The organism is Exiguobacterium sp. s124 (genome assembly GCF_018617485.1).
Classification (GTDB): domain Bacteria; phylum Bacillota; class Bacilli; order Exiguobacteriales; family Exiguobacteriaceae; genus Exiguobacterium; species Exiguobacterium aestuarii.
Genome location: NZ_JACSKH010000001.1, coordinates 638,514 through 653,724, shown reverse-complemented (window position 1 = coordinate 653,724; position 15,211 = coordinate 638,514). Strand labels below are relative to the sequence as shown.

The window sequence follows — 15,211 nt, the reverse complement described above, 5'->3', positions numbered from 1 at the left end:
AAAAATAGTTGTATTATTTTGTAACGATTGATGAACCAGTCATTTCAGCTGGCTGCTCTCCACCGAGAAGGTCGAGAAGTGTTGGGGCGAGGTCGCAAAGTGCGCCTTCGAGAACTGGTTTCAGTTCGACTCCCTCTTTTGTGATGATACACGGAACAGGTTCCGTCGTGTGCGCCGTCATCGGCGAGCCGTCCGGGTTCGTGACGATGTCTGCGTTCCCGTGGTCTGCTGTGATGATGGCCGCGCCGCCTTTAGCAAGTAATGCGTCCACTACTTTACCGAGGCACTCATCGACTGCTTCGATCGCTTTCTTCGTCGGCTCAAGCTTACCTGAGTGACCAACCATATCCGGGTTCGCGAAGTTGATGATGTATGCATCATACTCATCCGACTCGATACGCTCGAGCAAGCCGTCTGTGAGTTCGTACGCACTCATTTCTGGTTGCAAGTCGTATGTCGCGACTTTCGGTGAAGGTACGAGGAGACGATCCTCGCCTTCGAATGGCTTTTCTTTTTGTCCGTTCAAGAAGAACGTGACGTGTGGGTACTTCTCTGTTTCTGCGGCACGGAGCTGTTTGTATCCTTGCGCAGAGAGTGTTTCCCCGAGTGTGTTTTTCAAATCTTCCGGTGGGAAGACGATGTCCGTGTCGATATCATCCGAGTACTTCGTCATCGAAACGAGAAGAAGGTTCTCAGGATGGTTTTCAGAGAGTTTGAAGCCTTCGAATCCAGCTTTCTCTTTGAATACTTTCGACAACTGGATCGCCCGGTCCGGACGGAAGTTGAAGAACATGATCGCATCGTTGTCTTGAATTGTTGCGATCGGCTTGCCATCTTTTTCGATGACTGTCGGTAAGACGAACTCATCCGTCAAATCGTTCTCATACGACTTCTTGAGAACCTCGACTGGGTCCGTACCGACTTCGCCTTTTCCGTTTACGAGGACGTCGTATACTTTCTCGACGCGCTCCCAACGGTTGTCGCGGTCCATGGCATAGTAGCGACCAGACACGCTAGCGACTTGACCGACACCGAGTTCAGCGAGCTTTTCTTCTGTTTCCTTGAGGAAACCAGCACCTGACTTCGGATCACAGTCACGGCCGTCCGTGAACGCGTGAATGTACACTTTTTCAATACCGTGGAGTTTTGCGAACTCAACGATGGCATACATGTGTTTGATGTGCGAGTGAATCCCACCATCTGACACGAGGCCCATGATGTGGAGGCTCGAGTCATGTTTCTTCACATGTCCTGCCAAATGGTTCATCGCCTGACGGTCGAAGAACGAACGATCTTGGATTGCGTTGTTGACGCGTGAGAGTGACTGATAGACAACTCGACCGGCACCGATATTTAAGTGACCGACTTCCGAGTTCCCCATCTGCCCTTCTGGAAGACCGACGTACTCGCCTTTTGCGTTTAAGAGCGTATGTGGATACTGCTCCCAGTAGCGATCGAAGTTCGGCTTGTCCGCAGCCATGACTGCGTTACCGAACGATTCATCACGCATCCCGAAACCATCTAAGATGATGAGTGCGACTGGTCTAGCCATTTAAATCGCCTCCAACAATTTGAGGAACGAAGCGGCTTCAAGTGAAGCACCGCCGACGAGTGCGCCGTCGATATCTTCTTGTGCCATGTACTCTTTGATGTTCTCAGGTTTTACAGATCCACCGTATTGGATGCGTACTGCAGCCGCTACGTCTTCGCCGTAAAGACCTTTCACCACGTCGCGAACATACTTACAAGAGCTTTGTGCGTCAGCTTCGTCTGCTGATTTACCTGTACCGATTGCCCAAACTGGCTCATACGCGATGACGAGTTGTTTGACTTGGTCAGCAGAGAGGTCAGCGAGACCGCCTTCGACTTGTGTTTTGATGACTTCTTCGAACTTGTCGCCTTCGCGCTCCTCGAGTGTTTCACCGACACAAACGATTGGCGTAAGACCGTGTTCGAACGCTTTTTTCGTTTTGCTGTTGATGAACGCATCTGATTCTCCGAAGTACTCGCGACGTTCTGAGTGACCGAGGATGACGTAAGTCACGCCGAGGTCAGCGACCATAGCTGGGCTGATTTCGCCAGTGTAGGCACCGCTATCTTTGTCGTACATGTTTTGTGCACCGAGCTTCAAGTTTGACCCTTTAGCTGCTTCTACCATCGGTGCGAGGAAAAGTGCCGGAGCACCAATCGCTGCATCTACTTTGTCAGTAGACGGGATGTTGTTTTTAACTTCCTCTACGAAAGCGACTGCTTCCGAGAGTGTTTTGTTCATTTTCCAGTTACCTGCAATAATCGGTTTACGCATCGATAACCCTCCTCTAAATTACTTGTCGTTAAGCGCCTCGACACCTGGAAGTTTTTTGCCTTCCATGAATTCGAGTGACGCGCCACCACCAGTTGAAATGTGACTCATCTTGTCAGCAAGACCAAACTTGGCTGCCGCAGCGGCTGAGTCGCCACCACCGATGATTGAATATGCATCGCTGTCTGCAAGTGCTTGAGCGACACCTTTCGTTCCGTTTGCGTATTTATCAAGTTCGAATACGCCCATCGGTCCGTTCCATACGACAAGTTTCGATTCGCGAATCGCGTCCGCGTAAAGTTCGACTGTCTTCGGTCCGATATCAAGACCCATGTGATCCGCTGGGATCGAGTCGATATCGACTGGGCCGACATACGTTTCTTCGCCGAATTCTTTCGTGATGACACAGTCGACAGGCATCAAGAATTTCACGCCTTTGTCTTCTGCTTTCTTCATGAATTGACGAGCGAGGTCAAGCTTATCCTCTTCAAGGAGCGACGTCCCGACTTCGTGCCCGAGTGCTTTCGAGAACGTGTACGAGAGTCCGCCACCGATGATGAGTGTGTCAACGATGTCAAGAAGATGGTCGATGACCCCAATCTTGTCAGCTACTTTCGACCCGCCGATAATCGCCGTGAACGGACGGTCTGGGTTAGAAAGAGCTTTACCGAGAACTTCAAGTTCTTTTTCCATCAAGAGACCAGCAACGGCTGTGTCCACGTGGTGTGCAATTCCTTCAGTTGAAGCGTGTGCACGGTGAGCCGCGCCGAACGCGTCGTTGACGTATACGTCAGCAAGTGCTGCGAATCCTTTTGCAAGTTCAGCGTCGTTTTTCGTTTCACCTGGGTAGAAACGAACGTTCTCTAAAACGACGACATCGCCTTCAGAGAGTTTAGCGACCGCTTCTTCTGCGACCGGACCGTATGCTTCTTCGACGAGCGGTACATCTTTTCCGAGGAGCTCAGCGAGACGCTTCGCTACTGGAGCAAGTGAGAACTCAGGGTTCTTCTCGCCTTTCGGACGGCCGAGGTGGCTCGCAAGGACGAGTTTCGCACCACCGTCAAGCAAATGCTTGATCGTTGGAAGTGCGGCTTGGATCCGAGTTTCGTCTTGGATGACGCCATCTTTGAGTGGAACGTTGAAGTCAACGCGGCAAAAGACGCGTTTCCCTTTTACATCGATGTCACGAATAGACTGTTTGTTCATAACTTTCGCCTCCATATGTCGTGCATGTCATTTCATAAATAGAGCGGAGAACAATCACTTGTTTCCGCTCCTATTTGATTCTATTTAGTTCACGAACTTACTTCGCGATGTTAGCGAAGTGCTTGAGTGTGCGAACCAATTGTGCAGTGTAAGACATTTCGTTGTCGTACCAAGAAACTGTCTTAACGAGTTGCTTGTCGCCAACTGTCATTACTTTCGTTTGAGTCGCGTCGAAGAGTGAACCGTATGTGATTCCAACGATGTCAGAAGAAACGATTTCGTCTTCAGTGTAACCGAATGACTCGTTTGCTGCTGCTTTCATTGCTGCGTTTACTTCGTCAACAGATACTTGCTTGTCGAGTACAGTTACGAGTTCAGTGAGTGAACCTGTAGCAACTGGTACACGTTGTGCAGCACCGTCAAGTTTTCCTTGAAGTTCAGGAATTACGAGACCGATTGCTTTAGCAGCACCTGTTGTGTTAGGTACGATGTTCGCTGCAGCTGCACGTGCACGACGGAAGTCACCTTTCGGGTGTGGAGCGTCAAGTGTGTTTTGGTCGCCAGTGTAAGCGTGGATCGTAGTCATGAGACCTTCAACGATTCCAAACTGGTCTTGAAGTACTTTAGCCATTGGTGCCAAGCAGTTTGTTGTACAAGAAGCACCTGAGATGACTGTTTCAGTACCATCGAGGATGTCGTGGTTTGTGTTGTAAACAACAGTCTTCATGTCACCTGTAGCAGGAGCCGAGATAACAACTTTCTTCGCGCCAGCTTTCAAGTGAAGCTCAGCTTTTTCTTTAGAAGTGAAGAATCCAGTACATTCGAGAACGATGTCTACACCGAGGTCTCCCCATGGAAGTTCTTCAGGGTTACGGTTAGCAAGCGTGATAACTTTCTCTCCGTTTACGAGGAAGTGATCGTCATGTACTTCAACTTCTCCGTCGAAACGACCTTGAGTCGTGTCATACTTGAGAAGGTGCGCAAGCATCTTCGTGTCTGTCAAGTCGTTGATTGCAACAACTTCGATCCCTTCGTTTTTGATGATCTCGCGGAATGCCAAACGACCGATACGTCCAAATCCGTTAATACCAACTTTTACTGCCATGTTAATTTCCTCCTTAGGGTAGAAGCTATTTATTGAAGAGCCAACGGGGGGTCAACTCTTTAATAACAAGTTAATAATTCTTTCGCCGCACCTTCGTCTGTGACGAGGATGATGTTCGACGTGTGTTTCGCATAAGCGGCGATCGCCTGTGCCTTCGATTTTCCTCCGGCAACCGCGATGACGGTATCCATGTCATCCAGCTCTTCGAGTTGGATTCCGACTGTCTTAACGCGATGAACGATCTCACCTTCCGCATTGAAATAATATCCGAATGCTTCGGCGACGGCGTCATGCCGTTCAATCATCCGCAAATGCTCCGGTGATGCATGACGGCGTTTTGCCATCGTTTCTGCCTCACCAATTCCATGTACCACAATTCGCGCCGCTCTAATCATTTCCAGTACATTTTTAATACTAGGTTCCTCCACCATCCGGTCGAATGTTTCTTGTGACACTTCATCCGGAATATGTAGAAGATGATAGTCTGCGTGGGCCCGGTCCGCCATGCGTGAACAGACGGTATTCGCTTGAAGTTCAAGCGTTTCACCAAGACCTCCGCGTGCGGGCACAAAATGCATCGGGCGTTCTTTTTTATCGGGCGACATCATCGCCGCAACCGATGCCATTGTCGTTCCACCCGTTACCGCAATCACGTTATCATCCGGTGCAAGCCGCGCTTTTAACTGCGTGACCGCTGCCCGTCCGATATCGCGTTGGACCCAGAACGTCTCATCTGAATCACCTGGTACGATGACGACTTGGCGAACCCCTAATTTCTCTTCGAGCTCTCTTGCCACTTCTGAGATTCCGAGAAGTTCTCCCATGATCTCGTGCAAGTCTCGTAAGACGTTTCGTCCCGTCTCACTAAGGGAAATTCCTTGAGTAGCGACGTAAAGAAGACCTTGGTCTTTCAAAAAGTCGACTTCTCGTCTGAGCACCCGTTCGGTCAGTCCCAAACTCGTTGCGAGTGTCCTGCGGCCAATCGGCTGCATCAAGCGGACATAATGTAAGATATCGTAACGATGTCGGAGCGTATCGAGCAGGTCAGGGACAATTTGCTTCTGAACGTGAATCAGTTGCTGGATCATGCTCTTCCCCCCTCGACTTTCAGCGTGGACAAATTTTGTCCCACTTTTTTATTTGCGTCCCACCGCTACGAGTTCATCTTATCAATCACTTTTCCGTCTGGCAACCCCTTCAAACGTTTTTTTTCGATGTAAGCGTATACTTAACAAAATCTTCAACTTTGTTGTCATCATATCGCCCTTGACTGATGACTTGCCCTTCGTGTATAAGAACGGGGATTTCGAAGAGGTACTTCGCCTCGAGTACCTCGTCTCCCGTGATGTCGACTTGTTCGAGCTCAATCGGATAATCTTCCTGCAACCATTCGAGCATGACGATCGCCTCGTCACAGAGTGAACAGTTGTCACGTTTATATAATGTAAATTTCATTTTCGTCATCCTTTCCATAACTGTCGCTCACGCTCACGCGAATTGCCGAATCCGAGTTCTTCCCGATAGTTCGTCACGGTCCGTCGCGTCACGAGATATCCGTATCGGGCGAGCTCTTTAGCGAGGGCTTGATCACTTTGCGGCGCCTTCTCTCGTTGGATGAGTTCCGCGAGCGTCCGTTTGATCATGAACGGCGAATGCCCATGACTCGTCGACCGGACGAAAAAGTGTCGCCATTCCATGATTCCGCCCTCGGTCTTCGCGAACTTCCCTTGTATGGCACGCCCGACCGTTGATTCGTGCTTTCCGATTTGTTGCGCGACGGTACGACGTGTCAACGGATGGAGGACAAGTTCTCCTTTGAGCCACTCGGTCTGACGCGACTCGATGACCGCCCAAATGTCTCGAAGCGTCTCGTTTCGCATCGCAAGGGATGTCATCCACCACTTCGCCTCGCGGTCATTCCCGACACATGTCTCGTCAAGTTCCGGACTGAGCCACGTCGTGACAAGTTCCCCGTCCTCCACACACACTTCGACTTCCGGATAGACGTGCCCCGTTTCTTCATATAATAAAGGACGCTTCGGAAGTGTCGCGACAATCCGTTCTAGACGGGCTAGTTCTTCTTCCGAAATCGCGAGCGCGCTTGCCATCTGTTGATGGCTCACTCCACTCTCAATCGCATCGAATACATCGACGACGCGCGGGTCCTCATGCTCGATCGCATGCCGATACTGACACTCCCGTTCCGTTCTTGCCCCGATCCCCGTCGGTTCAAGAAATAGGAGTGCCTGTCTCGCCTGTTCGATTTGAGAGACGTCGATACCGAACCGCTCCGCCAATCCCTCATTCGTGTCCGGCAACAACCCTCGATGATCGAGCAAGAGGACGAGTTGTCGTCTCAGCTCCTTCTCCGTCTCGCTACCGCTTCCTTCCCGAATCTGCGTGAACAACTTCTCCTCGAACGCACTCGCCGCATCTGCAATCCATCCGAGATCCCCGCTCCCGACATGAATGTTTGGATTATGTCGCGCGAGACGTGCGAGACGAAACGTGAGCGCGAGACGATCCGCCTCGAGTACCGGCAGCCGTTGCACAAGGTCTTGTGTCATCTGTTGCTGTTGCACCTGTTTTTGTTCTTGCCGTTGCATCGTTCTCCCCCCCTCTCTTCTATTGTAACGAACCCGCTCCACTCGCGCTCAAAAAAGCGTAATGAACAGGATTGCTTTTTCAATAAAACAAATGTATAATAAATTCGTGTCACACACATGCACCCGTAGCTCAGGGGATAGAGCACTGGTTTCCGGTGCCAGGTGTCGGGAGTTCGAATCTCTCCGGGTGTATTACATATAGAGATCAGGCAGATTGCCTGGTCTCTTTTTCGTTTCATAACGAGAAAATCGTGGAATAGTTGAAAAACGATGACTATCGTTTGACCAACATTGACTATACAGGTATGATGAACTTACAACCTACATAAAGGAGGCAGATTCAATGTTAATTCCAACAGTTATCGAACAGACAGGCCGTGGGGAGCGCGCGTATGACATCTACTCACGCTTGCTCAAAGACCGTATCATCCTTCTCGGAAGTGCGATTGACGACAACGTCGCGAACTCAATCGTCGCACAGCTCCTCTTCCTCGCAGCTGAGGATCCAGAAAAGGACATCTCGCTCTACATCAACAGCCCAGGTGGTTCGATTACAGCAGGTATGGCGATTTATGACACGATGAACTTCATCAAGCCAAACGTGTCGACGATTTGTATCGGAATGGCTGCATCGATGGGTGCCTTCTTGCTCCAAGCCGGTGAAAAAGGAAAACGCTTCGCACTTCCGAACGCAGAAATCATGATTCACCAACCGCTCGGCGGCACACAGGGCCAAGCGTCAGACATTAAGATTCACGCAGAGCGCATCATCAAAATGCGTGAGAAATTGAACCAAATCATGGCTGAGAACACAGGACAGCCACTTGAAGTAATCGAGCGCGACACAGAGCGTGACTACTTCATGGCAGCTGACCAAGCGAAAGACTACGGTCTCATCGACAAAGTCATGACACGCTAATCATACAAAAGACGTTTCCCGATTAATCGGGAAACGTCTTTTTCTATTTTTCAGGTACCCTGACACCGAACACGTATCGGCTGTCGCCTTGTGTCCATTCCCCACCAATCTCATATACATAAATACCTGGTTCGTCTGGCACGACCGGTTCAGCCGGGACGAGTTCTCCGTCCTCGACTCGATAAAAAGTCGATTCCATCGGGTCGGCATGATAGACGACGTCAATCGCATCACCCGGTTTGACCGTGATCAGTTGCAGGTCCTCGGCTTCCGGCAAGCCGTAGTCGGCGCACGTTGCACGATTTCCGGCTTCCCAACAATAGGTCGATTGCTCCACTTCCGCTGTCACCGAGCCGACACGAACCGTCGGTAGCGGTGGCTTTACGGGATCGTTCCCATCACCGAACCAAGACACGGCGACATAAATCCCCCACACACCGACAAGTAACCCAATCAATACGATCCAAAAACGCCGATTGCTCTTCACGGTCTCATCTCCTTTCCTCACTAGTTCCATATTGTGCGGTAAAATCCCTACTCCAACAAAAAAAGACCCACTTCCGTGAGTCTTGTGCGTCATTTCGGACGACGCAGTCCTTTCATCATATAGCCGCCTTTGAAGTCGATTGGGTCGAATGCGACGAGAAACGCCTTCGGCTCATGCTTCTCGACGAGATCACGCAATTCTTTCATCCGTGTCCGGGCTGCCAAGACGTCCAGACGATAACGGACACCGTCTCGACCTTGTCCTTGGTAATGCGTCACCCCGTAACCATTGTCACGCATCTGTTGGATGAGCTCTGCCGGATACTCTTTCGTGTGGACTTGAATCATGTTGTAGCCGATGGCGAGTTTACGTTCAACGTAGCCACCGAGTAAAATCCCGAGTCCGAACCCGACCGCGTATACGATCATACCGAGCGTCGTCAAATCTTGGAATACGATTCCGAGTGCGAAAATATAGATGAGCGTTTCAAGCGTTCCGAACAGACCCGCGATGACCGTCTTCCCTTTCACGAGCATGATCGTTCGGAGCGTGAGCACCGGGACGTAGATAAGTTGCAGCAATAGGATGAGTAAGATTTGACCCATTCGATCGACCTCCGTTCAAATTCATTACCACCACTATTCCAAATTTCCGGGAGAGATGCAACTAAAAAAGGCTGACCGAAGTCAACCTTATTATTTCGTATCTAGATTTTTCACGCTTGTAAGCAACTCATAATCTTTACGAATCACTTCGTAGATTGAGTTTTTGTCGCCGTTCAACAACTCTTCTGCGCGAAGTTGGTTCAAGAAGAGGCTCGTCGCAAACGTGACGAGGGCACTTTTCGGGATCCCGATTTCTTTTGCGCGCTCTGTGATGACCTGATCGAGCTTAGCGTCAATCGTGAGTGATAATCTTTTCTTTTCATTCGACATAGTGATGAAGCTCCTTTAATTCCTATTCAGTAAACCTATTCCAGTTGCTTATTATATAGGAAGAATGGTTTTGACGCAACCGCGTCACGAAGAAGCGATCTCATCGCCGCTCCGTACACGCTCGGCAATTTGGTCAATTTTTCGAAGTCGATGATTGATTCCAGACTTCGAAATTGGACCAGACTCGAGCATTTCCCCAAGTTCTTGTAACGAGACATCTTGATGCGTGACGCGCAGTTCAGCGATTTCTCGAAGTTTTTTCGGCAAGACATCGAGGCCGACCGTCCGTTCCAAGAACTTGATGTTCTCGACTTGGCGTAACGCCGCCCCGACCGTCTTGTTCAAGTTGGCCGTCTCACAGTTGACGAGGCGGTTGACGGAGTTGCGCATGTCTTTGATGATACGTGCATCCTCAAATTCGAGCATTCCTCGTGTCGCACCGATCAACTTGAGGAAGTCGGAGATTTTCTCGCTCTCTTTCATATAGAGGATGTGCCCTTTTTTCCGTTCGAGCGTCTTTGCGTTCAAATCGAACCGATTCGCCAGATCGCGTAGCGCTTGGTTATGGTTTTCATACAAGCTGTAGACTTCGAGATGATACGACGACGTCTTCGGATGGTTGATCGATCCTCCGGCGAGGAAGGCCCCACGTAAGTAGGCGCGTGCCAAATTCTCATCACGTGTCATATCTGAGTTCAGCGTCCGAATCATCTCATAGTGCTCCCCGAGAATCTCAAGGTCACGAAGCATCGTCTCCGCATGCTGTGACACACGGACGATATAGACGTTATTCTTTTTCAGACGCATTTTCTTCCGTACGAATAAGTCTAGCGGATGGTCATAGAGGCGTTTCATCAACGAATACATCCGACGGGCGATCGAGGCGTTTTCGGTCGAGACGTCGAGCGTCATGCCTCGTCCTAGGGCGAGTGAGATGACGCCGTTCATCCGAACGAGTGCCGACAATTCTGCTTTCGCCTCGGCGTCGTTCACTTCGAGTTGTGTCAATTCTTTCTTCACATCTGATGCAAAGCTCATCGAGTCCCCCTCCTTTCTATCTTTCAAACAATTCTTATTTCAATTCAAGCTGCTGAAACGAACGTGGTTTCTTGATCCGGAGCACCCGCTGCATGACAAGTCCAGCGATGGCGTCGGAGTCATGACGGATGTAATCTCGATTGTAATCGACGATATCTCCCGCCAGGACATTCGTTCCATAGTTCCGAAGCTTCTTCCGGTCAAAACGGACTTCTTCCGATCCGTCTCCACGATATCGTTCTAAATATTCCTCATCAATCGGCTCATTGTTCACGACAATCGTATCGATTGATGATTTGCCCAAATACGATTCGACGACTTTGAGATGTTTCATCGCATCGTATCCTTTCGTCTCTCCCGGTTGTGTCATGACGTTACAAATATAGACGACAGGAACTTCCGAACGAATAATTGCTTCTCTGACTTCAGAAATCAACAAGTTTGGCACGATACTCGTATAAAGACTTCCAGGACCAAGAACGATGACATCTGCTCCTTCAATCGCCTCAACAACACCTGGAGCTGCTTTGATACCGTCCTCAAGCAAGAACAGGCGCTTGATCGGTTGTTTATGAAGTGGAATTTTCGATTCTCCCTTCACGATCGTGCCGTCTTCAAATTCTGCCGCAAGTGTCATAAGCGTCTCGGTCACTGGCAATACTTTTCCTTGTGCGTTCAACAGTTGCGACAAGACGTCAATCGCTTTGACGAACGACCCTTCACAAATGTGGGTCGCCGCCGTCAACATTAAATTTCCGAGGGAATGACCTTCTAGGCCATACCCGGTGTCGAAACGATACTGTAAAATTTTATCCATCAACGGCTCGACTTCCGATAAGGCCAAGATGACGTTACGGATGTCTCCAGGTGGTAGCATATGAAATTCGTCACGCAATCGCCCTGAGCTACCGCCATCATCCCCCACCGTGACAATGGCCGTAATATCGAGAGGATAGTGCTTCAAACCACGTACGAGTGTAGAAAGACCTGTTCCGCCACCAATCGCGACTACTTTACGCTCTCGTTTCATGTCATTTCTCCTTCGTCGCATGAACGAGGTCGCGATGCACCATTTTAACATTGTAACGCTCAGCAAAGTGCTCGGATACTTTTTCAGTGAACGTAACAGATCGATGCTTTCCACCCGTGCAACCGAATGCGACGACAATCTGGGTTTTCCCTTCCCGCTTATATTGCGGAAGCAGAAACTCGAGCATGTCGATTAACTTCTTATAAAACACCCTCGCCTCTGGATGCGACATGACATACTCCTGAACCTCTTCCATTTGACCCGTTAGCGGGCGAAGTTCAGGAATATAGAATGGATTCGTAATGAAGCGGACATCGAACAACAAGTCAATATCGAGCGGTACACCATGTTTAAATCCGAACGACATAAAGTTGACCGTGAACGGGATTCGCTCTTCGTTAAATTGTTGCAAGATGCGGTCCTTCAACATCTGCGGTTTTAACTCACTCGTGTCATACAACGTGTGCGCCCGATCGCGGAACCCTTCTAACAACTCCCGCTCCATCTTGATCCCGACGAGCGGCGCATCTTCAGGTGCGAGCGGATGTGACCGTCTCGTCTCTTTGTAGCGACGAACGAGCACGTCATCCCGTGTGTCTAAATACAACAAATGTGGATGAATATTTTTTTGTTCAAGATCATCAATGACCATGAATAGACTATCAATAAAATCTCTCGTACGCGTATCAATCGCGACCGCAATCTTCGGTCGGACCGAGCTGATGACATCAATGAGTTGTGGTAAAAGGACCGGCGGCAAATTGTCGACACAGAAATAGCCAAGATCTTCGAAACTATTCATCGCGACAGACTTACCAGCCCCGCTCATTCCACTGATGATGATCAATTCTTCTAATCCCTTAACATCTTTCATCTCACTGACGCCCCCTTAAAATTGACAACCGAGCCGTGTGTGTAGCTCTCTTCATCTAGTATAACGAACGTCCGAAAAAAAGAGAAGGACTGCGGTTTCCCGCAGTCCTCCCTTATTGAATCATGCGTTTTGTTCTTGCAACGATTCGAGGAGCCCCTCGATGAAGTGTTGAGCGTTCTGAGCGGCAATCGATCCGTCGTTCGTCGCCGTGACGACTTGACGAAGCGTTTTCTCACGAACATCACCGGCAGCGAAGATTCCTGGGATATTCGTTTCCATCGCCTCGTTCGTGACGATGTAGCCTTGCTCGTTCGTGATTCCGAGGTCTTGGACGAATCCAGTGATCGGGTTCATGCCGATATAGATGAAGACGCCGTCGATGTCATGGTCTGTCTCAGTACCGTCAACCGTGCTGACGAGACGAGCCCCACCGACTTTTCCGTCTTTCTCTGTAATTTCTTTCAATGTGTGGTTCCAAATGAAATCGATTTTCTCATTGTCGAACGCACGTTTTTGAAGAATTTTTTGAGCACGGAGCTCATCGCGACGGTGAACGATCGTCACCTTGTTCGCGAAACGTGTCAAGAAGACACCTTCTTCAACAGCTGAGTCGCCACCACCGATGACGAACAAATCTTTCCCTTTGAAGAACGCTCCGTCACATACCGCACAGTACGATACGCCACGGCCACCGAGTTCTTCTTCACCCGGTACACCGATTTTCTTATACTGAGCACCAGAGGCGAGGATGATCGCACGCGCTTTGTAGTCGCGGTTGTGCGCATGGACGATTTTATATTCTGTTTCATCCGAGATGCTTTGCACGTCCCCATATGCATACTCCGCACCGAATGCTTTCGAATGGTCGAACATCTTCTGAGACAAGTCAGGACCGAGAATGCTGTCGTATCCTGGGTAGTTCTCGATGTCTTCCGTGTTGGCCATCTGGCCACCTGGAATTCCGCGTTCGATCATAAGTGTTGAAAGGTTTGCACGTGAAGCGTATAGCGCAGCGGTCATTCCGGCAGGACCGGCACCGATGATAATGACGTCATAAATTTTTTCTTCTGTCATGTTGATTCCACCTCTGCAAGAAATTGATTGCCTTTAGTATAAGAAACCTGTATGGGTATCGTCTATCTTTATGCTTGTTCGAGTGTCCGTTTGAACGAACGAACCGTCTCTGTCAACGTGTCGACCGGGAGATGGAAGGCGTTCGCACACTCCTCAAGAATCAAGGCGTCACGTTTCGTATAAAACATCCAGACGAGCGCAGCGGCCGATGCCGTTACGTCCATAAATGTTTCATCAGACAACAATAGCGTCGCAAATCGTTCATAGAAGTCGCCTTCTAGACTCATCCGTTCCGCTTCCGAAACATGCGCTTCGGCAAGGACGAGGGCGTCAAACGCGCGCTTGACGCGAACGTCTCCGTGGAACGGTTGTTGACAGAGGTCGGCACGACACATCTCTGCGAAGGCACGAACCGTCTCATTCTCTGTCACGGCGTTCGTCAGCGCAAGCGCCTCAAACGCCTCATCATCTTTTAAATTAGAAATGATTCGAATGATTTCGACTCGCGCTAGGTCGGTCTCTTGACGAAGACCTTGTACGAGCGCCGAACGAAACTCGAGGTTTTCGCGAATGTCGAAACTTTGCTTCTCTTCGAAACGTTTCATCTCTTCATTGTTCAAGTAGGTGGCTGCCTCTTCTAATCGTCCTGTCTTATAGGCAGACACGCTGAGCCAATGCCCAAACAATGGGTCACCGCGAAAACCGCGGTCTTTCAACAGACGTAATTCTTCATACGCACGGTCATAATGTCCGACGAGGGCAAGTGTCGTCGCCAATTTATAACGTAGGTCAAACTGGAGTGGACGGACACGTGTGAGTGGCGTCGATAACTGCGTCGCCGCTTCGGATTGTCCCGCCTCATGCAGCAATAGGATCGTGTTCAAAATCGCATGCAAGTTGCCCGGGTTCTGGTCGAGCACATATTCGAGCGTCCGAAACGCCGCTTGGTCATCGCCGAGGTAAAAACTGACGACGGATAGGTTGTTATAGGCTGGCCAAAACGATGGGTACTGCCCAATCAAACGCTCGAGCGTCGCCTTCGCCGCAAAAAGTCGGCCTTTGTCGATTTGACGCTGTGCTTCTGTATGCCATGTGATCAATTCGTCCTCTTCCTCGTCCTCAAGCTCTTGTTCGAGTTCGATCAGTTCGAGAAGGGATTGCACGGCTTCCGTATAGTGACCTTTCGTGTCACGGGCGAGATATTCAGAAGCGTAGTTCGCCGCTTCTTCATATTGAGAGACATAGGCACAGTTGCTCGCTAAGTGATAGAGCGCCTCTGTCGCGGTCTCGTCGAGCTCTAATACTCGTTTCCACACGTCATTGGCGTGGTAGACCTCCCCTACTTCAAATAACAGTTCTGCGTACTGTTTATGATAGTCGACGCGATGCGTGGCTGCTGCTGTCGCTTCAGCCATGAAAAAAGTCGCTTCATCTAGGCGACCTTCCCGTAACGCACGACGACCTCTATAGTAGTGGAGCTCCGCAGCGAGCGGAGATTCTGGTTCGGGTAGCGTCATTACTGCTTCATAGTTCGCTTCCATATTCTAAATCCTCCACATCATCTCTAAATCTTTTTTTAGTTGCAGGGATAAGAATACCGCACTCGAACAACGAGGGCAACTGAAAAAGTTAAAA

At 49.8% G+C, this 15,211-nt stretch carries 16 protein-coding genes and 1 tRNA gene; 2 read left to right on the top strand and 15 right to left on the bottom strand.

Going from position 1 to position 15,211, the window contains the following annotated elements:
- Positions 1 to 13 precede the first annotated feature (13 nt).
- From gpmI to KNO85_RS03395, 7 genes are all read right to left on the bottom strand, one after another.
- The gene (gene gpmI, locus KNO85_RS03425; protein ID WP_214786965.1) at positions 14 to 1,552 is read right to left on the bottom strand and encodes a 2,3-bisphosphoglycerate-independent phosphoglycerate mutase; all 1,539 of its coding nucleotides are present in this window, start codon (positions 1,550 to 1,552) and stop codon (positions 14 to 16) included.
- A complete protein-coding gene (gene tpiA / locus KNO85_RS03420) occupies positions 1,553 to 2,305 on the bottom strand; it encodes a triose-phosphate isomerase (protein WP_034778525.1) in 753 nt (250 codons plus the stop codon). It abuts the gene before it with no gap.
- An 18-nt stretch (positions 2,306 to 2,323) separates the two neighbouring features.
- Entirely contained in the window at positions 2,324 to 3,508 is a 1,185-nt protein-coding gene (locus tag KNO85_RS03415) for a phosphoglycerate kinase (RefSeq protein ID WP_214746065.1), read from the bottom strand.
- Positions 3,509 to 3,605: 97 nt separating this feature from the next.
- Complete coding sequence (gap, locus tag KNO85_RS03410; RefSeq protein WP_214786964.1) at positions 3,606 to 4,613, bottom strand: type I glyceraldehyde-3-phosphate dehydrogenase; 1,008 nt, start codon at positions 4,611 to 4,613, stop codon at positions 3,606 to 3,608.
- A 59-nt stretch (positions 4,614 to 4,672) separates the two neighbouring features.
- Positions 4,673 to 5,701: a sugar-binding transcriptional regulator gene (locus tag KNO85_RS03405; RefSeq protein ID WP_012726913.1), complete on the bottom strand. Its 1,029-nt coding sequence runs from the start codon at positions 5,699 to 5,701 to the stop codon at positions 4,673 to 4,675.
- 109 nt (positions 5,702 to 5,810) lie between these two features.
- Positions 5,811 to 6,068 carry a glutaredoxin family protein gene (locus KNO85_RS03400; RefSeq protein WP_251126064.1) on the bottom strand — a complete coding sequence of 86 codons (258 nt, stop codon included), beginning with the start codon at positions 6,066 to 6,068 and terminating at the stop codon, positions 5,811 to 5,813.
- 5 nt (positions 6,069 to 6,073) lie between these two features.
- Positions 6,074 to 7,219, bottom strand: coding sequence for an RNA polymerase factor sigma-54 (locus KNO85_RS03395; protein ID WP_214786962.1), 1,146 nt, complete (start codon positions 7,217 to 7,219; stop codon positions 6,074 to 6,076).
- Positions 7,220 to 7,338: 119 nt separating this feature from the next.
- Here KNO85_RS03395 and KNO85_RS03390 point away from each other — a divergent pair.
- Positions 7,339 to 7,411, top strand: a tRNA-Arg gene (locus tag KNO85_RS03390).
- Positions 7,412 to 7,562: 151 nt separating this feature from the next.
- Complete coding sequence (gene clpP / locus KNO85_RS03385) at positions 7,563 to 8,138, top strand: ATP-dependent Clp endopeptidase proteolytic subunit ClpP (RefSeq protein ID WP_012726916.1); 576 nt, start codon at positions 7,563 to 7,565, stop codon at positions 8,136 to 8,138.
- A 43-nt stretch (positions 8,139 to 8,181) separates the two neighbouring features.
- On the opposite strand, the gene KNO85_RS03380 is transcribed toward clpP, so the two are convergent.
- From KNO85_RS03380 to KNO85_RS03345, 8 genes are all read right to left on the bottom strand, one after another.
- Positions 8,182 to 8,625 (bottom strand): hypothetical protein, encoded by a 444-nt coding sequence (locus KNO85_RS03380; RefSeq protein WP_260569802.1) that lies wholly within the window; start codon positions 8,623 to 8,625, stop codon positions 8,182 to 8,184.
- A gap of 89 nt (positions 8,626 to 8,714) precedes the next feature.
- Positions 8,715 to 9,230, bottom strand: a complete 516-nt coding sequence (locus tag KNO85_RS03375; RefSeq protein ID WP_214786958.1) for a DUF2179 domain-containing protein — start codon at positions 9,228 to 9,230, stop codon at positions 8,715 to 8,717.
- Positions 9,231 to 9,320: 90 nt separating this feature from the next.
- A complete protein-coding gene (locus KNO85_RS03370) occupies positions 9,321 to 9,560 on the bottom strand; it encodes a CopG family transcriptional regulator (protein WP_214786956.1) in 240 nt (79 codons plus the stop codon).
- A gap of 84 nt (positions 9,561 to 9,644) precedes the next feature.
- A complete protein-coding gene (gene whiA / locus KNO85_RS03365) occupies positions 9,645 to 10,598 on the bottom strand; it encodes a DNA-binding protein WhiA (RefSeq protein WP_074033630.1) in 954 nt (317 codons plus the stop codon).
- Positions 10,599 to 10,632: 34 nt separating this feature from the next.
- Complete coding sequence (locus tag KNO85_RS03360; RefSeq protein WP_214786954.1) at positions 10,633 to 11,628, bottom strand: gluconeogenesis factor YvcK family protein; 996 nt, start codon at positions 11,626 to 11,628, stop codon at positions 10,633 to 10,635.
- A 1-nt stretch (position 11,629) separates the two neighbouring features.
- Entirely contained in the window at positions 11,630 to 12,502 is an 873-nt protein-coding gene (gene rapZ / locus KNO85_RS03355) for an RNase adapter RapZ (protein WP_214786952.1), read from the bottom strand.
- Between the two features lie 120 nt (positions 12,503 to 12,622).
- Positions 12,623 to 13,576 (bottom strand): thioredoxin-disulfide reductase, encoded by a 954-nt coding sequence (trxB, locus tag KNO85_RS03350; protein ID WP_214786950.1) that lies wholly within the window; start codon positions 13,574 to 13,576, stop codon positions 12,623 to 12,625.
- A gap of 68 nt (positions 13,577 to 13,644) precedes the next feature.
- The gene (locus KNO85_RS03345) at positions 13,645 to 15,117 is read right to left on the bottom strand and encodes a tetratricopeptide repeat protein (RefSeq protein WP_214786947.1); all 1,473 of its coding nucleotides are present in this window, start codon (positions 15,115 to 15,117) and stop codon (positions 13,645 to 13,647) included.
- Between the last annotated feature and the right edge of the window lie 94 nt (positions 15,118 to 15,211).